The 17,756-nt window shown below is 65.0% G+C and carries 17 protein-coding genes; 13 read left to right on the forward strand and 4 right to left on the reverse strand.

The annotated features are described in order from the left end of the window. Positions 1 to 114 precede the first annotated feature (114 nt). From kdsA to tpiA, 4 genes are all read right to left on the reverse strand, one after another. Positions 115 to 963 (reverse strand): 3-deoxy-8-phosphooctulonate synthase, encoded by an 849-nt coding sequence (kdsA, locus tag R5N89_RS04870; protein ID WP_110569215.1) that lies wholly within the window; start codon positions 961 to 963, stop codon positions 115 to 117. Next, complete coding sequence (locus R5N89_RS04875; RefSeq protein ID WP_110569214.1) at positions 960 to 2,594, reverse strand: CTP synthase; 1,635 nt, start codon at positions 2,592 to 2,594, stop codon at positions 960 to 962. Before R5N89_RS04875 ends, kdsA begins: the two co-directional genes overlap by 4 nt. Before the next feature lie 129 nt (positions 2,595 to 2,723). Beyond that, positions 2,724 to 3,017: a preprotein translocase subunit SecG gene (secG, locus tag R5N89_RS04880; RefSeq protein WP_110569213.1), complete on the reverse strand. Its 294-nt coding sequence runs from the start codon at positions 3,015 to 3,017 to the stop codon at positions 2,724 to 2,726. 37 nt (positions 3,018 to 3,054) lie between these two features. Continuing rightward, positions 3,055 to 3,798 carry a triose-phosphate isomerase gene (gene tpiA, locus R5N89_RS04885; protein ID WP_110569212.1) on the reverse strand — a complete coding sequence of 248 codons (744 nt, stop codon included), beginning with the start codon at positions 3,796 to 3,798 and terminating at the stop codon, positions 3,055 to 3,057. Between tpiA and R5N89_RS04890 the strand changes: the two genes are divergently transcribed. The 13 genes from R5N89_RS04890 (at position 3,797) to R5N89_RS04950 (ending at position 17,747) form a co-directional block, all read left to right on the forward strand. Continuing rightward, entirely contained in the window at positions 3,797 to 4,021 is a 225-nt protein-coding gene (locus tag R5N89_RS04890) for a hypothetical protein (protein ID WP_146220206.1), read from the forward strand. The genes tpiA and R5N89_RS04890 overlap by 2 nt on opposite strands. Before the next feature lie 40 nt (positions 4,022 to 4,061). Beyond that, positions 4,062 to 5,996 carry a peptidylprolyl isomerase gene (locus R5N89_RS04895; RefSeq protein WP_110569211.1) on the forward strand — a complete coding sequence of 645 codons (1,935 nt, stop codon included), beginning with the start codon at positions 4,062 to 4,064 and terminating at the stop codon, positions 5,994 to 5,996. Then, the gene (gene trpE, locus R5N89_RS04900; protein WP_110569210.1) at positions 5,993 to 7,546 is read left to right on the forward strand and encodes an anthranilate synthase component I; all 1,554 of its coding nucleotides are present in this window, start codon (positions 5,993 to 5,995) and stop codon (positions 7,544 to 7,546) included. Before R5N89_RS04895 ends, trpE begins: the two co-directional genes overlap by 4 nt. 101 nt (positions 7,547 to 7,647) lie before the next feature. Beyond that, positions 7,648 to 8,244, forward strand: coding sequence for an aminodeoxychorismate/anthranilate synthase component II (locus R5N89_RS04905; protein ID WP_110569278.1), 597 nt, complete (start codon positions 7,648 to 7,650; stop codon positions 8,242 to 8,244). A gap of 6 nt (positions 8,245 to 8,250) precedes the next feature. Continuing rightward, a complete protein-coding gene (gene trpD / locus R5N89_RS04910) occupies positions 8,251 to 9,585 on the forward strand; it encodes an anthranilate phosphoribosyltransferase (RefSeq protein ID WP_110569209.1) in 1,335 nt (444 codons plus the stop codon). Between the two features lie 18 nt (positions 9,586 to 9,603). Continuing rightward, positions 9,604 to 10,503: an indole-3-glycerol phosphate synthase TrpC gene (gene trpC, locus R5N89_RS04915; protein ID WP_110569208.1), complete on the forward strand. Its 900-nt coding sequence runs from the start codon at positions 9,604 to 9,606 to the stop codon at positions 10,501 to 10,503. Next, complete coding sequence (gene moaC / locus R5N89_RS04920) at positions 10,500 to 10,991, forward strand: cyclic pyranopterin monophosphate synthase MoaC (protein ID WP_110569207.1); 492 nt, start codon at positions 10,500 to 10,502, stop codon at positions 10,989 to 10,991. Before trpC ends, moaC begins: the two co-directional genes overlap by 4 nt. 135 nt (positions 10,992 to 11,126) lie before the next feature. After that, positions 11,127 to 12,086, forward strand: a complete 960-nt coding sequence (gene pdhA / locus R5N89_RS04925) for a pyruvate dehydrogenase (acetyl-transferring) E1 component subunit alpha (protein WP_244192188.1) — start codon at positions 11,127 to 11,129, stop codon at positions 12,084 to 12,086. 7 nt (positions 12,087 to 12,093) lie between these two features. Beyond that, positions 12,094 to 13,449 carry a pyruvate dehydrogenase complex E1 component subunit beta gene (locus R5N89_RS04930; RefSeq protein WP_110569205.1) on the forward strand — a complete coding sequence of 452 codons (1,356 nt, stop codon included), beginning with the start codon at positions 12,094 to 12,096 and terminating at the stop codon, positions 13,447 to 13,449. A 12-nt stretch (positions 13,450 to 13,461) separates the two neighbouring features. Further along, positions 13,462 to 14,697 (forward strand): pyruvate dehydrogenase complex dihydrolipoamide acetyltransferase, encoded by a 1,236-nt coding sequence (locus R5N89_RS04935; RefSeq protein WP_110569204.1) that lies wholly within the window; start codon positions 13,462 to 13,464, stop codon positions 14,695 to 14,697. A 13-nt stretch (positions 14,698 to 14,710) separates the two neighbouring features. After that, positions 14,711 to 16,120 (forward strand): dihydrolipoyl dehydrogenase, encoded by a 1,410-nt coding sequence (gene lpdA / locus R5N89_RS04940; protein ID WP_110569203.1) that lies wholly within the window; start codon positions 14,711 to 14,713, stop codon positions 16,118 to 16,120. 151 nt (positions 16,121 to 16,271) lie between these two features. Then, positions 16,272 to 17,264, forward strand: a complete 993-nt coding sequence (gene lipA, locus R5N89_RS04945) for a lipoyl synthase (protein WP_110569202.1) — start codon at positions 16,272 to 16,274, stop codon at positions 17,262 to 17,264. After that, positions 17,265 to 17,747: a type II toxin-antitoxin system RatA family toxin gene (locus R5N89_RS04950; protein ID WP_110569201.1), complete on the forward strand. Its 483-nt coding sequence runs from the start codon at positions 17,265 to 17,267 to the stop codon at positions 17,745 to 17,747. The last annotated feature ends 9 nt before the right edge of the window (positions 17,748 to 17,756 follow it).

The following is a 17,756-nucleotide window of genomic DNA, read 5'->3' on the forward strand; positions in this document are numbered from 1 at the left end:
GCATTAAAATAGCAAAAGTTTCCGGGCACCGCCTTTTTGAAAAAAAGCGGCGTTCTTCAGATGCTTTTTGAAAAAGCTTCGCCAAAAACTTTTCAGGTTAAGGGCAGGGGCGTTTTAAAGGATCTCGTCTGGCGGGGTCTGCTTGGTCAGCTGGTCATAGCGCAGCAGGGTGCCCAGCAGGTCTTCCATGGCTGAAAGCGGCAGCATGGTCGCGCCATCGCTCGGGGCCGTGTCGGGATCGGGATGGGTCTCGATAAACAGGCCCGCCACGCCAATGGCAAGGGCTGCACGCGCCAGGATGGGCGCAAACACCCGCTGCCCGCCCGAGGCCGAACCCAGGCCGCCGGGCTGCTGCACCGAATGCGTGGCATCATAGATCACGGGATGGCCGGTGCCCGCCATGATGGGCAGGGCACGCATGTCATTGACCAGCGTGTTGTAGCCAAATGACGTGCCGCGCTCGCACAGCATGATGCGTTCGTTACCGGTCGAGGCGACCTTGGCCGCCACGTTCGCCATGTCCCATGGGGCAAGGAACTGCCCCTTCTTGATGTTGACGGCCGCCCCCGTCTGGCCTGCTGCCAGCAACAGGTCGGTCTGGCGGCACAGGAAGGCGGGGATCTGGAGCACATCGGCCACTTCGGCTACCGGCGCGCACTGGTCTGGCTGATGCACATCGGTCAGGACCGGCACGCCAAAACGCGCGCGCACCTGCGAGAGGATATCAAGCCCCTGCGCCATGCCCACGCCCCGCGCCCCGTTGATGGAGGTACGGTTGGCCTTGTCGAACGAGCTTTTATAGATCAGCCCGATGCCCAGCCGCCCGCATAGGCCCTGCAGGGCATCGGCCACCTCGGTCGCGTGCTGGGCGGACTCGATCTGGCACGGCCCCGCAATCAGCACGAACGGGTGCTCATTGCCAACCGTAAGCGAGCCGATATCGATCGTGGCGTGCGTCGTCATCGCTTGCTTGCCGCGTGCGTCACTGCCGCCTTGATAAAGCCGGAGAACAGCGGATGCGGGTCAAACGGCTTGGACAGCAGTTCAGGGTGGTACTGCACCGCGATGAACCACGGGTGGTCGGGGTATTCCACCACCTCGGGCAGGATGTCGTCAGGCGACATGCCCGAAAAGCGCAGGCCGGTCTTTTCCAGCTGCTCGCGGTAATGCACGTTGACTTCGTAGCGATGGCGATGGCGCTCGCGGATGTCGGTGCGGCCATAGGTCTCGGCTGCGCGTGAGCCTTCGGCCAGCTTGGCGGGGTAGGCGCCAAGGCGCATGGTGCCGCCCATCTCGCCGCCTTCGCGCCGGCGCAGCAGTTCGTTGCCGCGTGCCCATTCGGTCATCAGGCCCACCACCGGCTGGTCGGTCGGACCGAATTCGGTCGAGGAGGCATCAGGAATGCCCGCAAGGTTACGCGCACATTCCACCACCGCCATCTGCATGCCAAAGCATATGCCCATGAAGGGGATGTTGTTCTCACGTGCATAGCGCACGGCGCGGATCTTGCCTTCCGAGCCGCGCTCGCCAAACCCGCCGGGCACCAGAATGGCGTCGCTGCGGGCCAGCATGTTCACCGCGTCGTCCGATTTTTCGAAGCTTTCGGCCTCGACCCAGTTCAGCCGCACGCGCGCGCGGTTGGCAATGCCGCCATGCTGCAGCGCCTCGATCAGCGATTTGTAGCTGTCGAGCAGGGCGGTGTATTTGCCCACCACCGTGACCAGCACCTCGCGGTCGGGGTGGCGCACGGCGTCAACGATCTTCTCCCACCGCGACAGGTCGGGGGCTGTATCGGTCGGCAGGCCAAAATGGTGCAGCACCTCGGTGTCCATGCCCTCGGCATGATACGAGATGGGGCAGGCATAGATCGTGTCTACATCGCGCGCGGCAATGACCGCCTGCGGGCGCACGTTGCAGAAATTGGCGATCTTGCGGCGTTCGTTTTCCGGTATTTCACGATCCGACCGGCAGACGAGCATCTGCGGCTGGATGCCCACGTTCTGCAGTTCCTTGACCGAATGCTGCGTGGGCTTGGTTTTCAGCTCACCTGCGGCTGCAATCCAGGGCAGCAGGGTGAGGTGAATGAACATCGTCTGGTCAGGCGCAAGGTCGTTGCGCAGTTGCCGGATGGATTCAAGGAAGGGCAGGCTCTCGATATCGCCCACCGTGCCGCCGATCTCGACAAGCACGAAGTCGAGATCCTCGGTATCCGCCACGATCGTTTCCTTGATCGAGTCGGTAATGTGGGGAATGACCTGCACGGTCGCGCCGAGGTAATCGCCGCGCCGTTCACGTGCGATCACGCCGGAATAGATCTGTCCCGTGGTGGCATTATCCGCCTTGGTGGCGGGCACGCCGGTAAAGCGTTCATAATGCCCAAGGTCGAGATCCGTCTCGGCACCGTCGTCGGTCACGAAGACCTCGCCGTGCTGATAGGGGCTCATCGTCCCCGGATCGACATTCAGGTAGGGGTCAAGCTTGCGCAAACGGACCCGATAGCCACGGGTCTGGAGCAGGGCAGCAAGGGCAGCCGAAGCGATGCCTTTGCCGAGGGAGGACACCACGCCGCCGGTGATGAATACAAACCGCGTCATGGATGGCCTTCCTACACTGCTTGCAGCCCACGCGCAAAGCCTACCTGCGGGCTGATTGAAAAAATAAAAAGGCCCCCGCTCCGCACAGGCGGGGCGGGGGCCGCAACCCTTGCCCGAAAAGGGGCGGGCTTACTTGCCTGCGGGGGCCGATGTTGCGGGCGGCTGGGCCAGGATATCGTGGCCAACCCCGCTCGAGGCGCCCCGGTTCATGACCGCGAGCGTGAGCGACAGCACCATGAACGCCGTGCCGAGCACCGCGGTCGAGCGGGTGAGTAGCGTTGCCGTGCCACGACCGGACATGAAGGAGCCCATGCCCTGCGAGCCGCCGATTCCAAGCCCGCCACCCTCGCTGCGCTGGATCAGGATGGTGCCGATCAGCGCGATGGTGACGAACAGGTGCAGTAGAAGAAGAACTGTAATCATGCGTCTTTCCAGTAGATCCCCGCAGGCCGCGCGGCAATCACGATGCGCGGGCGGCGCGGACAAGCGGCACGAAGGACTCGGCCTTCAGGCTGGCATTGCCCACCAGCGCCCCGTCAACGTGTTCGACAGGCAGGATATCGGTGACATTGCGTGCGTTAACGGACCCACCATAAAGGATTCGGATCGTTTTGCCAGCTTCACCGAACTGCCGCACCAGTTCGGCGCGGATAAAGGCGGACATATCGGCAATATCCTGCTGGGATGCAGCCTGCCCGGTGCCGATGGCCCAGATCGGCTCATACGCCACGATGCCCCTGAAACCCTGCGGCAGCGAGCCTTCAAGCTGCCAGCCCACGGTCGCCTGCGAATCCCCCGATGAGCGCTGGTCGTCGTTCTCGCCCACGCACACGATGGGGGTGAGGCCAGCGGCCATGGCGGCAACCGCCTTCTCGCGCACCGTCTCGTCAAGCTCGTGGTGTTCGGCGCGGCGCTCGGAATGGCCAAGGATGACGTATTCCACCCCGAGATCGACCAGCATGGGGGGCGAAATATCGCCGGTATGCGCACCGGATGCATCCTTGTGGCAGTCCTGCGCGCCAAGGGCGATGCCCGCTGCCTTGAGCTTGGGCGCAAGGCGGGCAAGCTGCGTAAAGGGCGGACAGACCACCACGTCGGCGCGGGTGGGTAGGGCGGTCAGTTCAGTGGCCAGTCCTTCCACCAGTGCATCCGCCTCGGCGCTCAGGCCGTTCATCTTCCAGTTGCCAACAATGATCTGTTTCATGTTTCCCCTCCTGGCCATGGCCCGGTCGTGCGGCCTGCGGGCGGCACGGGGCATGGCGATGATGGCGGCAAGCCTACACCACGGCTATCGCGGTGTTGCAACCCGCGCGCGCGGCACAACCGGCCCGCATCACGCTAGCGCTGGTCAAACCGCTACCGTGACCGTATGGTGCCCGACCGGAAAACAGGGCCGCCCGCACGGCGTACGGGGTGCGCGGGTCTGATCCGTCCGCCTTTTATCTTGGTCCTGGTGCAGGGTTTTTCATGCTGTCTTTTCTGTATCGCGTGTTTGTCGATTCATGGGTGGGGCGTATCGTCGCCGGGCTGTTCTTCCTGGCCTTCATCGGTTTTGGCGTGGGCGACGTGCTGCTCAATATCGGCTCAGAGCGCGCTGACGTGGCCGCCCGCGTGGGCAACCGCCCCATCCTGGTGCAGACCTACCAGAACGCGCTGCAGACCGAGATGCCGCAGGTGGCGCAGTCCATGCACCTGACCGACCCCTCGCAGATCCCGGCCACCACGCGCGCGCAGGTGGCCCGGCAGGTGCTTGGTCGCCTCATGCTGCAGGCAGAGATTGCCGAGGCGGCCGACCGTCACGGCCTGATCGTGCCCGATTCCGTCGTGCGTGATGAAATCTTCTCCATTCCCGCCTTCAAGGGGCGCGATGGCCAGTTCGACCGCGCCCTGTTCAATGACCGCCTGCGCCGCACCGGCATGACCGAAGGCCGCCTGATCGAACTGGTGCAGCAGGAGCAGGCCTCACGCGTGCTGCTTCAGCCGATTCGCGATGGCGTGACCGCCCCTGATGTAATGGTGCGCCGCGTGTTCGAGTTCGAGGCCCAGACCCGCACCATCGACCTCGTGCGCGTGCCCTTTGCCGAGCAGGACGTGACCGCCACCCCCACCGCGGCGCAGCTGGCCCGCTATCAGGCCAACCATCCGTGGGAATTTACCGTGCCGGAATACCGTCATGCCCGCATTGTGGTGCTGTCAGCCGATACGATTGGCCAGCGGCTTGATATTACCGATGCCGACCTGCATCAGGCCTATGAGGCACAGGCCCAGACCTTCAACCAGCCCGAGCGGCGCAACGTGCAGATCGTGACCGTGCCGACCGAGGCGCGCGCAAAGGCGCTCGCCGCGCAGTGGACGGACGGCGGCGCGTGGGCCAGCGTGCAGAAGGGCGCGGGCAAGGACGCGGCGGCGGTGGAACTGCCGGGCATCAAGATGAGCGACGTGCCCTCGGCCGATCTGGGCAGGCAGATCTTCGCGGCCCCCGCCGATGCCACGCAGGGCCCCCTCAAGAGTGAGGGCGGCTGGGTTGTCTTTCGCGTGACAGCCATCAATGCCGCGCATTCCACGCCCTTTGATGACGTGAAGCAGGCCCTGCACGACAAGCTCGCGCATGACCGCGCCCAGGCGCTGCTCGCTGACCGGGTGCAGAAGCTGCAGGATGCGATTGCAGGCGGCGGGCTTGACGCCATTCCCACCGATCTGGCCGCCACCGCCGTTTCGGGTGATCTTGACGCGCAGGGCCAGACCCATGAAGGCACGGCCGCCCCCATCCCCGGTAGCGACGCCGCCCGGCAGGCGATCATCGCGCGCGTGTTCTCGCAGGCCAGGGGCGCAAACCCCGAGCTGCTGCAGGGGCCTGATGGTGTGTGGTATGCCGTGGCGGTTGATGGCGTAACGCCGGGCCATGTGCAGACCCTGGCCGAGGCCGGGCCGAAGGTTGCCAGCGCGTGGCAGGCGGCGGCCCGTCGCCACATGGCCGACCAGCAGGCCACTGCCTATTACACGCAGGCCGCGGCCCAGGGCGGGCTTGGCCATGTCAGCCCCGCCATTGCCGGGCTTGAGCACAGCCAGCCGATCTCGCCCATGCAGCCCGCGCCTGAAATCCCGCGTGAGGTGGCAGCCCTGATCTTCCGCCTGTCGCAGCCGGGGCAGAGCGTCATGACGCAGGCAGGCGATGCCTATGTCGTGGCCACGCTGACCGCCATCAACCATCCCGACCCGGCCACCCAGAAAAACCTGTATGATCAGGTGCGTGCCGGACTGAACCAGTCGATGGGCGATGATATTGAAATGAGCTATGGCGCGGCCCTTGAGGGCATCGTCAAGCCCAAGCCCAATAACGGTGCCATTCAGGCGGTCATGGCGGAAGTGACCGGCCAGCAGAATGCGGGAGCAGCACAGTGAGCGTACAGGCAGCAGGCTCCGGTTCCTCTTTCCATCAAGCGGCGCTGGCCAGCCTGCGGGCGGGACAGGCCAGTGTGGCGTGGCGCATCGAGCCTGCCGACCTGCTCACGCCGGTCGCGGCCTTCCTGCGGCTGGCAAAGCTGGCGCGCAGCCATGGTGGCGGCAATGGCGGGCATAACGCCTTCCTGCTTGAAAGTGTCGAGGGCGGTACCTCGCGCGGGCGCTATTCGGTCATCGGCCTGCTGCCTGACCTGATCTGGCGCTGCCATGATGGCAGGGCCAGCGTGTGCCACGACCCGGCAGCCCCCACCCATGCCTTCACGCCCGAGGCCGACGCCCCGCTGGTTTCGCTGCGCCGCATTCTACATGAAAGTCGCATCGAGCTGCCTGAGGCCCTGCCGCCCATGACCGGCGGGGTGTTTGGCTATCTGGGCTATGACATGGTGCGTCAGGTCGAGCATCTGCCCGACATGCCCGCCGATGACCTGAACCTGCCCGAAGGCATCCTCATCCGCCCCGGCCTGTTCGCCATATTCGACACCGTGCGCGATGAACTGCTGCTGGCAAGCCCGCTGCGCCCCCGGCCCGGTGTCGCGCCCGAGATCATCTGGGAAGAAGGGCAGGCCCGCCTGCAGCAGGCCCGCGCGGCACTTTCCACCCCGGTGGAACTGCCCGATGCGCCTGCGGGGGCCATCGAGGCGCCGGTGCCGCAATCCACGCTGTCGCGTGAGGCGTTCTGCGATATCGTGCGCAAACTGCAGGAGTACATCGCGGCGGGCGATGCGTTCCAGATCGTGCCGAGCCAGCGCTTCAGCGCGGCCTTCACCCTGCCGCCCTTTGCACTGTACCGCGCGCTGCGGCGCATCAATCCGGCACCTTTCCTGTTCTATCTCGACCTTGACGGGTTCAGCCTTGTCGGCTCCTCGCCCGAGATCCTGGTGCGCCTGCGCGAGGGCACCATGACCGTGCGCCCGCTGGCTGGCACCCGCCCGCGTGGCCACACCACGGCGGAGGATCTGGCGCTGGAGGCGGAACTGCTGGCCGACCCCAAGGAGCGCGCCGAGCACCTGATGCTGATCGACCTTGGCCGCAACGATGTGGGCCGGGTGTGCGAACTCGGTTCGGTCAAAGTGACCGAGCAGTTCGTGATCGAGCGTTTTAGCCATGTCATGCATATCTCCTCGAATGTGGAGGGCAGGCTGCGGCCGGGGCTTGAGGCGCTCGATGCGCTGATGGCGGGCTTCCCCGCAGGCACGCTGACGGGCGCGCCCAAGATCCGCGCCATGGAAATCATTGACGAGGTGGAACCCACCCGCCGCGCCACCTATGCCGGGTGCATCGGCTATTTTGGCCCCGATGGCGACATGGACACCTGCATCGGCCTGCGCATGGCGGTGGTCAAGGACGGGCGGATGTACGTGCAGGCGGGCTGCGGCGTGGTGGCCGACAGCGTGCCCGAGGCGGAATACGAGGAAACCCGCCAGAAAGCCCGCGCCCTGTTCCGCGCGGCTGAGGAGGCGGTGCGTTTTGCCAGTGATGATGGTGCATAAGGCAATTTGATAGCCGGGGCGTGCATGATAGGATGCGCCCAGACATGCCGGGGCAGGCCGCAGGGTTTGACCCGGCCCAGCGGAAAAGCCATGATACGCCCATGATCCTCCTGATCGACAATTATGACAGTTTCACGTTCAATCTCGTCCATTACCTTGGTGATCTGGGCGAGAAATGCGATGTGTACCGTAACGATGCCATCAGCGTGGAAGAGGCGCTTGCGCTCAGGCCCGAGGCCATTGTCATCTCGCCCGGACCCTGTTCGCCCAACGAGGCCGGGATCTGCTGCGACCTGATCGCCGCCGCCGCGGGCAAGGTGCCGGTTTTTGGCGTCTGCCTTGGCCATCAAGCCATTGGGCAGGTGTTTGGCGGCAAGGTGGTGCGCGCGCCCACGCCCATGCATGGGAAGGTCTCGCCGGTCTATCATGATGGCACCGATATTTTTACCGGCCTGCCGGACCCTTTCAACGCCACCCGCTATCACAGCCTGACGGTCGACCCCGACAGCCTGCCCGATACGCTGGTCGCCACTGCCCATACATCCGATGGTGTAATCATGGGCCTGCGTCACGCCAGCCTGCCCATCTTTGGCGTGCAGTTCCACCCCGAGAGCATTGCCTCGGAATATGGCCACGAGATCATGGCCAATTTCCTGTCCATCGCGCGTGGCAAGAACACACCGCGCAAGGCCGCCTGAGCCGGAATGAGCAGCACAATGGACAACGCCCCCGATCCGCAGGCCGCGTTCAGGGATATTCTGGCCCATGTCGTGGGGCAGGGGGCGGTGCCGCCCGAACTGGCGCAGGCCGGGCTGGCGCAGGTTCGCGCAGGGCAGGTGGCGGAAATTCCGGCAGTTGCTTTCCTCACCGCACTACGCCTGCGTGGCATGCTGCACGCTGACCCGGTGGAGCTTGAAGGCGTCATGACCGGCCGCACGGCCGACCCTTCCGCTGAATCTGCCACGTTTCGGGCCATTGTGGATGCGGTGCTTGAAGGCCGGGACCTGCCGCCCGAGATGGCGGATGAAGCCTTCGGGCTGATCATGGATGGCGCGGTGGGCGAGGGGATGCTGGCCGCGTTCCTGACTGCGCTGCACATGCGTGGCGAGAGCGTGGGTGAACTCGAGGCTGCCGTAAAGGCCATGCGCGCGCGCATGCTGGCCGTGCCCGGCATGCCCGATGATGCGCTTGATGTCTGCGGCACCGGGGGTGACGGGCTGGGCACGCTCAATGTCTCGACCGCCGTGGCCTTTGTGCTGGCAGCCCTTGGCGCGCCGGTGGTCAAGCATGGCAACCGCGCCCTGTCATCACGCTCGGGTGCGAGCGACGTGCTGCTGGAACTCGGCGTGCCGATGCCCGTTGAGGCTAGGCCGATCGGGCAGATGGTGGCGGCGCATGGCGTGGCGTTCCTGGCCGCGACAAGCCACCATCCCGCCATGCGGCATGTGGGGGCGGTGCGTCGGGCGCTGGGGTTCCGCACCATTTTCAACCTTGTCGGCCCGCTTTCCAACCCCGCCGGGGTCAGGCGGCAGCTCGTGGGCGTGTTCACCCCGCAGTGGCTTGATGTCATGGTGCGCACGCTCCGCGCGCTGGGTTCCGAGCGCGTCTGGGCGGTGAGCGGAGATTGCGGGCAGGGGCGCTTTATCGATGAACTGACCCTCGCTGGCCCTACGCAGGCCTGCGTGCTGGAAAATGGCCAGGTCCACACCCTGACCATCGAGCCTGAAAAGACCGGCCTGCAGGCTGCTCCCATCGCGGCCATTGCAGGCGGCGCGCCCGCCCATAATGCCGCCGCCCTGCGCGCGCTGGCAGCAGGCGGGCGGGGGGCCTACCGTGATACCGTGCTGCTCAATGCAGGCGTGGCATTGCATGTGGCGGGGCGAGGGGACAATATCATGCACGGCGGCGTGATTGACTATGCCGCCCTGCAGGAGAACATCCGCCGGGCTGCGGATGTGCTCGACAATGGCGCGGTCGCGGCCGTGCTGGAGGCTGTCCGGCAGTTCCGGACAGACGGGCCAAACAGAGTAACAGGGTAAAACATGAACGACACGCCAATGACCTCCCCCCAGACAGGCAGTGTCCAGCCCGTGGATGTGGACAGCATTCCCGATGTTCTGGAACGTATCTGTGCACGGACCCGGGTGGACGTGGCGCAGCGTGCCAAGATCATGCCGCTGAAGGAAATTACCGCCCGTGCGCGTGAGGTGAACACCCCGCCGCGCGGCTTTGGCCAGGCGCTGAAGCAGAAGACCGCCGATCACCAGATCGGCCTGATCGCGGAAATCAAGAAGGCCTCGCCTTCCGCCGGTATCCTGCGCCCCGACTATGAGCCCACAGTCATTGCCGAAGCCTACGAGGCGGCGGGTGCGGCGTGCATTTCCGTCTTGACCGAAGGCTCATGCTTCCATGGCAGCGCCGAGGACCTGACCCGCGTGCGCGAGGCGTGCAAGCTGCCCATCCTGCGCAAGGACTTCATCATCGACCCGTGGCAGGTGCATGAAAGCCGCCTGATGGGCGCGGACTGCATCCTGCTCATCATGGCCATCCTGACCGATGCCGAAGCCGCCGAACTGCTCGACATCGCCCGTGGCCTCGACATGGACGTGCTGGTTGAAGTGCATGATGAAGGCGAACTCAACCGCGCGCTGGCCCTCGATACCTCGCTGATCGGCATCAACAACCGCAACCTCAAGACCCTCCAGACCGATATCGAGACCACCTGCCATCTCGCCCCGCTGGTGCCGCCTGACCGGATCATCGTGTCCGAAAGTGGCATCCGTACGCATGCCGATGTCATGAAGCTCAACGCCGTGGGCGCATCGGGCTTTCTGGTGGGCGAGAGCCTGCTGCGGCATGAAGACGTGGGGGCCGCCGTGCATGCCCTGCTCGGCACCACCGCCCCGGCCAGCCCGGACGCGGGTGAGGCCGCTCCACCTGCCGAGAGCACGCCATGACCGCGCCCCGCCTGTCACACCTCGATGCGGCGGGGCACGCAGTCATGGTCGATGTCTCGGCCAAGCCTGACACACGCCGCGAGGCCGTGGCGCATGGGCACATAAAAATGCGCGCCAGAACGCTGGATCTGATCCTGGCGGGCGCCATGCCCAAGGGCGATGTGCTGGCCACGGCGCGCATCGCGGGCATCATGGCGGCCAAGAAAACGGCGGACCTGATCCCGCTATGCCACCCGCTGGCCATTTCCTCCGTCAAGGTGGAACTCGCGCCGGATAGGGCGGGTGAGGGGGTCGACATTATCGCGCGCGTGCGCACCACCGGGCCGACCGGGGTGGAAATGGAGGCGCTGACGGCAGCTTCCGTTGCGGCGCTGACGTTATATGACATGTGCAAGGCCGTGGAGCGCGATATGGAAATCGGTCAGATCCACGTGATCCATAAATCTGGCGGTGCGTCTGGCACTTATGACCGTGCATCAGGTTCCTGATGGCACCGGCAACACCCTGCAATCGCAACGGCTGCCCTACCCTGCGCGGGTGGCGGCACGGGCACCATGAACCAAGGACGTTCGATGAGTAACGAGACCGATCCCGGCCTGGGGGGCGGGCATAACAGCCGCGCCATGACCGAAGCTGACCTGAAGCATGCCTATTACCAGATGGTGCTGATCCGCCGCTTCGAGGAGCGTTCGGGCCAGCTTTATGGCATGGGGCTGATTGGCGGGTTCTGCCATCTGTATATCGGGCAGGAAGCTGTTGTGGTCGGGATCCAGATGGAGCTCAAGCAGGGTGACAAGATCATCACCTCCTACCGCGACCATGGCCAGATGCTGGCCGCCGGCATGGACCCGCGCGGCGTGATGGCCGAACTGACCGGACGTGAGGGCGGCTACTCCCACGGCAAGGGCGGGTCGATGCACATGTTCTCGAGCGAGAAACACTTCTATGGCGGCCACGGCATCGTGGGCGCGCAGGTCTCGCTGGGCATCGGGCTGGCATTCGCCAACAAGTATCGTGGCACGGACGAGGTCTCGGTCACGTATTACGGCGAGGGCGCTTCCAACCAGGGTCAGGTTTACGAGAGCTTCAACCTGGCCGCCCTGCACAAGCTGCCCTGCCTGTTCGTGCTGGAGAACAACCGCTACGGCATGGGCACTAGCGTGGAGCGGGCCTCGGCCTCCAAGGCACTGTGGCGCAATGGCGAGCCGTGGGGCATTCCGGGCATGTATGTCGATGGCATGGACGTGCAGGCCGTGCGCGCGGCGGCGGCCGAGGCCGTGGCCCATTGCCGCGCGGGCAAGGGCCCGGTGCTGCTCGAGGTCGATACCTACCGCTACCGTGGCCATTCCATGTCCGACCCGGCGAAATACCGCCAGCGCTCGGAAGTGGATGAAATCCGCAAGAACCAGGACCCCATCGACCGCGTGCGCCGCGAACTGCTGGCCATGGGTGTTGAAGAAAACGAACTGAAAGCCATGGACGAACAGGTCAAGGCGGTCGTGACCGATGCGGCGGCGTTTGCCCAGACCAGTCCCGAGCCCGACCCCTCGGAGCTGTGGACGGACATACTGGTGGAAAGCTGATCTAGAGATGGCAACAGAAATACTCATGCCCGCCCTTTCTCCGACCATGAAGGAGGGGAAGGTGGCCCGCTGGCTGCGCAAGCCGGGCGACGCGATTGCCGCAGGCGACGTGATTGCCGAAATCGAGACCGACAAGGCCACGATGGAAGTCGAGGCCGTGGATGAAGGCACCCTTGGCCAGATCCTGGTGCCCGAAGGTACCGAGAACGTAGCGGTCAACACGCCCATCGCCGTATTGCTGGCGGAAGGCGAGGATGCATCGGCCATGCCCGCGGCAGCGCCCACCGCCGCAGCGCAGGCGCCGGCGGCCCAGCCCTCGTGCGGGCCGGTTGCCGCCGCGCCGAGTGCCGCCCCCGTTGCCCCGCAGCCCGAAAAGGACTGGGGCGAGACCGCCGAGATAACGGTGCGCGAGGCGCTGCGTGACGCCATGGCCGCCGAACTCGCGCGTGACGAGGATGTGTTCCTGATCGGTGAGGAAGTGGCCCAGTACCAGGGGGCCTACAAGGTCTCGCAGGGGCTGCTCGACCAGTTTGGCGAGAAGCGGGTGATCGACACCCCCATTACCGAGCAGGGCTTTACCGGCATGGCCATTGGCGCGGCCCTGACCGGGCTCAAGCCGATTGTCGAGTTCATGACCATGAACTTCGCCATGCAGGCCATTGACCAGATCATCAACTCGGCGGCCAAGACGCGCTACATGTCGGGCGGGCAGATGTCGTGCCCCATCGTGTTCCGTGGCCCCAATGGCGCTGCGGCCCGCGTGGGGGCCCAGCATTCGCAGTGCTATGCCAGCTGGTACGGCCATGTGCCGGGGCTGAAGGTGGTGGCCCCGTGGTCGGCGGCGGATGCCAAGGGCCTGCTGCGCGCGGCCATCCGCGACCCCAACCCGGTCGTGTTCCTCGAAAACGAGATCCTGTACGGCCAGCGCTTTCCCTGCCCGGTGGATGAGGATTTCATCCTGCCCATCGGCAAGGCCAAGGTGGAGCGTGAGGGGCGTGACGTGACCATTGTCACCTTCTCGATCATGGTGGGCGTAGCACTTGAGGCGGCAGCGAAACTGGCCGAGCAGGGTATCGAGGCGGAGGTGATCAACCTGCGCACCATCCGCCCGCTCGATACCCAGACCGTGGTGGACAGCGTGAAGAAGACCAGCCGCCTCGTGACGGTGGAGGAAGGCTGGCCGTTCGCGGGCATCGGTGCGGAAGTGGCCATGCAGGTGATCGAGCATGCGTTCGACTACCTCGACGCGCCGCCGGTGCGCGTGGCGGGGGCCGACGTGCCCATGCCGTTTGCCGCCAACCTTGAAAAGCTTGCGCTGCCCAATACGGACTGGATCATCAATGCCGTCCGGCAGGTTGTGTGAGGGGAACGCGCGATGTCCATCAACATCCTGATGCCAGCCCTTTCCCCCACCATGAAGGAAGGCACGCTGGCCCGCTGGCTCAAGGCGGAAGGCGACACGATTGCCGCAGGCGACGTGATTGCCGAGATCGAGACCGACAAGGCCACGATGGAAGTCGAGGCCGTGGATGAAGGCATTCTGGGCCGCATCCTGATCGAGGGCGGTACGCACGGCATTGCCGTCAATACACCCATCGCCATTCTGGTGGCGCAGGGGGAAAGCGTGCCGGAGGCTCCGGTTTCGGCACCCAAGCCCGCACCCGCTGCGGCAGCATCGGCTCCGGCCGCAGCAACGCCCGCCGTGGCGCCTCAGCCTGCCCCGGCGGCCGCGACCACGAGCAAGCGCGTGTTTGCCTCGCCATTGGCGCGGCGCATTGCGGCGCAGAAGGGCATCGATCTTGCCAGCCTCAAGGGCAGCGGCCCCAACGGGCGCATCGTGCGCCGTGATGTGGAGCAGGCCGCCACGGCGCCCGCGCCAAAGGCTGCCGCACCCGTGGCGGCGGTGGAAGAGGCGGGCTTTGAGAGCATTCCACACAGCACCATGCGCAAGGTCATTGCGCGCAGGCTGACGGAATCCAAGTCCACCGTGCCGCATTTCTATGTGGAAATGGACGTGGAGCTTGATGCGCTGCTCGCACTGCGCAGCCAGATGAACGCGGCCTCGCCCGATGAAGGGCCGGGGGCATACAAGATTTCCGTCAACGACATGCTGGTCAAGGCGGCGGCGGTGACGCTGCGCCGGGTGCCGCAGGTCAACGTGTCCTTCACCGAGGAGGCTGTGCGGGTTTATGAGGACGTGGACATCTCGGTGGCCGTCTCCATCCCCGACGGGCTGATCACGCCCATCGTGCGCAAGGCCGACACCAAGAGCCTGCGCCAGATCAGCCTTGAAACGCGCGACCTCGTGGCGCGCGCGCGGGCAGGCAAGCTCAAGCCGGAGGAATTCCAGGGCGGCACCTTCTCCATCTCCAATATGGGGATGTATGGGGTCAAGGCGTTCTCGGCCATTCTCAACCCTCCGCAGGCGGCCATCCTTGCCATTGCGGCAGGCGAGCGCAGGCCGGTGGTCAAGGGCAACGACATCACCATCGCAACCGTCATGACCGTAACGCTCTCGGTCGATCACCGCGTGGTGGATGGCGCGCTGGCGGCGCAGTGGGTCTCGGCTTTCCGCAAGGTGGTCGAAAACCCCATGAGCCTTGTGGTCTGAGGGAGCGCGTTCAATGAGCACCACACAGTTTGATGTGATTGTTATTGGCGGCGGCCCCGGCGGGTATGTCGCGGCCATCCGCGCGGCCCAGCTCAAGCTGAAGGTCGCGGTGGTGGAAGCCGCGGCCCTTGGCGGCATCTGCCTCAACTGGGGCTGCATTCCCACCAAGGCGCTGCTGCGCGCCTCCGAGATCAACCACCTGCTGCACAACCTTGGCGAGTTCGGGTTTGCTGCGGATAACGTGCGCTTTGACTTTGACAAGGTGGTCAAGCGCTCGCGTGCCGTCTCGGCGCAGCTTTCGGCAGGTGTTGCCCACCTGCTTAAAAAGCACAAGGTCACGGTCATCAGCGGTTTTGGCAAGCTGGCCGGAACGGCTGGGGCCAACCGCAAGGTCTCGGTCAGCGTGGAGGGCAGGGAGACCACCGTGCTGACCGCGCCGAACGTGATCGTGGCCACTGGTGCCCGCGCCCGCGTGCTGCCGGGGCTTGAGCCTGACGGCAAGCTGGTCTGGTCCTACCGCGAGGCCATGGTGCCAAAGGCCATGCCGCGCAGCCTGCTGGTGATCGGCTCGGGCGCGATTGGCGTGGAGTTCGCCTCCTTCTACCGCAATATGGGGGCAGAGGTGACCATTGTGGAAGTCGCTGAGCGCATCCTGCCGGTGGAAGATGCCGAGATCAGCGGCTTTGCGCGCAAGGCGCTGGAAAAGCAGGGCATGAAGATCCTGACCGGGGCGACGCTGGGCAAGGTCACCAAAGCCGAGAATTCGGTTACGATAGACATAACTGCTGGCGGCAAGACCGCGCCCGTTACGGTCGAGCGCGTGATCTCGGCGGTGGGTATTGTCGGCAATGTCGAGAATATCGGCCTTGAGGGCACTTCCATCAAGGTGGACCGCACCCACATCACGGTCGATCCCTACTGCCGCACGGGCGAGAAGGGCGTGTTCGCCATTGGCGATATCGCGGCTCCGCCCTGGCTTGCCCACAAGGCCAGCCATGAGGGCGTAATGGTGGCGGAACTAATCGCGGGCCGCCAGGTTCATCCGATCAGCCCCATGAACATTCCCGGCTGCACCTACTGCCGCCCCCAGGTGGCCTCCGTCGGCCTGACCGAGGAGAAGGCGAAGGCAGTGGGTTACAGGATCCGCGTGGGTCGCTTCCCGTTCATCGGCAATGGCAAGGCGATTGCGATGGGCGAGCCCGAGGGCATGGTCAAGACCATCTTTGATGACGCCACGGGCGAACTGCTTGGCGCCCACATGGTTGGCGCGGAAGTGACCGAGATGATCCAGGGCTACGTGATCGCCCGCACGGGTGAACTGACCGATGGCGAACTGAAGGAAACGGTCTTCCCGCACCCCACCATATCGGAGACCATGCACGAGGCCGTGCTGGCCGCGTATGACGGGGCGCTGCATATCTGACCCCCCCACTGAAAGCCGGGGGCAGGGCCATACCGCACCCTGATCGTGCGGATGTGATCCTGCGCCCGGCTCAGGGCGGCAAGAATGCTTGACGTCGCGCGGCAGGCGTTTCACTTCTGGTTATCTGCCTGTTTACGGGATTTTTTGCATCATGTCCGTGCGTTTGATGATCGACCACCGCAAGAAGGGTGAAGCCACGCTGCGCCATCCAGAAAAGGCGCACAGGCCCGATAACCCCATCGCCCGCAAGCCAGAGTGGATCCGCGTGCGGGCACCCAACCACCCCACCTATCACGAGACGCGCAAGCTCATGCGCGACAACAACCTCGTGACCGTGTGCGAGGAGGCGGCCTGCCCCAATATTGGCGAATGCTGGTCGCAGCGCCACGCCACCATGATGATCATGGGCGAGATCTGCACCCGCGCCTGCGCGTTCTGCAATGTCACCACCGGCCTGCCCAACGCGCTTGATGCGGATGAGCCCGGGCGCGTGGCCGATGCCGTGGCCAAACTGGGCCTGCGGCATGTGGTCATTACATCGGTAGACCGTGATGACCTGCCTGATGGGGGCGCGCAGCACTTCGCCCGCGTGATCGGCGCAATCCGCGCGAGTGCGCCCGACACCACCATCGAGATCCTGACACCCGATTTCCTGCGCAAGCCCGGCGCGCTTGAGGTGGTGGTCCGCGCCCGGCCCGATGTGTTCAACCATAACCTCGAGACCGTGCCCCGGCTGTACACCACCATCCGCCCCGGCGCGCGGTACTACCAGTCGATGCGCCTGCTTGATGACGTGAAGCGGATGGACCCCTCCATCTTCACAAAATCGGGATTGATGCTGGGTCTGGGCGAGGAACGGCCCGAAATCCTGCAGGTCATGGATGACCTGCGTATTGCGGACGTTGATTTCATCACCCTGGGGCAATATCTCCAGCCTACGGTCAAGCATGCGGCGGTGGCCCGGTTTGTAACGCCTGAGGAATTTGCCGATTATGCGGGCATGGCCCGGGTGAAGGGCTTTTTGCAGGTCAGTTCCTCGCCCCTGACCCGGTCGTCGTACCATGCGGATTCAGATTTTGCGCAGCTACGCGCCGCACGTGAGCAACGCCTGAAGGCAGAGCGTGGCGCAATGGAGATCAAGTAGATGCCCACCCATGCCGAACGTCGGCTTATTGCCTATTCGCCCAGCCAGCTTTTTGAACTGGTGGCCGACGTCGGGAAATATCCCCAGTTCCTGCCGTGGTGCACCAGTGCCCGCGTGCGCACGCGCACCGCGACCGATCTGGTGGCTGACCTGACCATCGGGTTCGGCCCCTTCCGCGAGACATTTACCAGCCGTGTCCTGCTCGAGGCGCCCAGCACCATCCGCGTCAGCTACGAGAAGGGGCCATTCCGTTACCTCAACAACGTCTGGACCTTCACGCCCGAGCCGCGTGGCTGCCTGGTCGATTTCTTCGTGGATTTCGAGTTCAAGTCCCGCCTGTTGCAGGCTGCGATCGGGGTGGTGTTCAACGAGGCCGTGCGCCTCATGGTCTCGGCCTTCATCCGCCGTGCGCGTGACATCTATGGCCCGCCGCCCGCCGCCGAGCCCGCGCAGGTGAGCGCCGCCAAGGCAGGCAACGCCTGATCCGCCCGT

Origin of the sequence: Komagataeibacter sucrofermentans DSM 15973 (assembly GCF_040581405.1) — a bacterium.
Lineage (GTDB): Bacteria > Pseudomonadota > Alphaproteobacteria > Acetobacterales > Acetobacteraceae > Komagataeibacter > Komagataeibacter sucrofermentans.

Excerpts from the sequence above, each read along its gene's own strand:
- kdsA (WP_110569215.1), bottom strand. The coding sequence starts at position 963 with ATGACGACGCACGCCACGATCGATATCGGCTCGCTTACGGTTGGCAAT.
- R5N89_RS04875 (WP_110569214.1), bottom strand. The coding sequence starts at position 2,594 with ATGACGCGGTTTGTATTCATCACCGGCGGCGTGGTGTCCTCCCTCGGC.
- secG (WP_110569213.1), bottom strand. The coding sequence starts at position 3,017 with ATGATTACAGTTCTTCTTCTACTGCACCTGTTCGTCACCATCGCGCTG.
- R5N89_RS04890 (WP_146220206.1), top strand. The coding sequence starts at position 3,797 with ATGTTTCCCCTCCTGGCCATGGCCCGGTCGTGCGGCCTGCGGGCGGCA.
- tpiA (WP_110569212.1), bottom strand. The coding sequence starts at position 3,798 with ATGAAACAGATCATTGTTGGCAACTGGAAGATGAACGGCCTGAGCGCC.
- R5N89_RS04895 (WP_110569211.1), top strand. The coding sequence starts at position 4,062 with ATGCTGTCTTTTCTGTATCGCGTGTTTGTCGATTCATGGGTGGGGCGT.
- R5N89_RS04905 (WP_110569278.1), top strand. The coding sequence starts at position 7,648 with ATGATCCTCCTGATCGACAATTATGACAGTTTCACGTTCAATCTCGTC.
- trpD (WP_110569209.1), top strand. The coding sequence starts at position 8,251 with ATGAGCAGCACAATGGACAACGCCCCCGATCCGCAGGCCGCGTTCAGG.
- trpC (WP_110569208.1), top strand. The coding sequence starts at position 9,604 with ATGACCTCCCCCCAGACAGGCAGTGTCCAGCCCGTGGATGTGGACAGC.
- moaC (WP_110569207.1), top strand. The coding sequence starts at position 10,500 with ATGACCGCGCCCCGCCTGTCACACCTCGATGCGGCGGGGCACGCAGTC.
- pdhA (WP_244192188.1), top strand. The coding sequence starts at position 11,127 with ATGACCGAAGCTGACCTGAAGCATGCCTATTACCAGATGGTGCTGATC.
- R5N89_RS04930 (WP_110569205.1), top strand. The coding sequence starts at position 12,094 with ATGGCAACAGAAATACTCATGCCCGCCCTTTCTCCGACCATGAAGGAG.
- R5N89_RS04935 (WP_110569204.1), top strand. The coding sequence starts at position 13,462 with ATGTCCATCAACATCCTGATGCCAGCCCTTTCCCCCACCATGAAGGAA.
- lpdA (WP_110569203.1), top strand. The coding sequence starts at position 14,711 with ATGAGCACCACACAGTTTGATGTGATTGTTATTGGCGGCGGCCCCGGC.
- lipA (WP_110569202.1), top strand. The coding sequence starts at position 16,272 with ATGTCCGTGCGTTTGATGATCGACCACCGCAAGAAGGGTGAAGCCACG.
- R5N89_RS04950 (WP_110569201.1), top strand. The coding sequence starts at position 17,265 with ATGCCCACCCATGCCGAACGTCGGCTTATTGCCTATTCGCCCAGCCAG.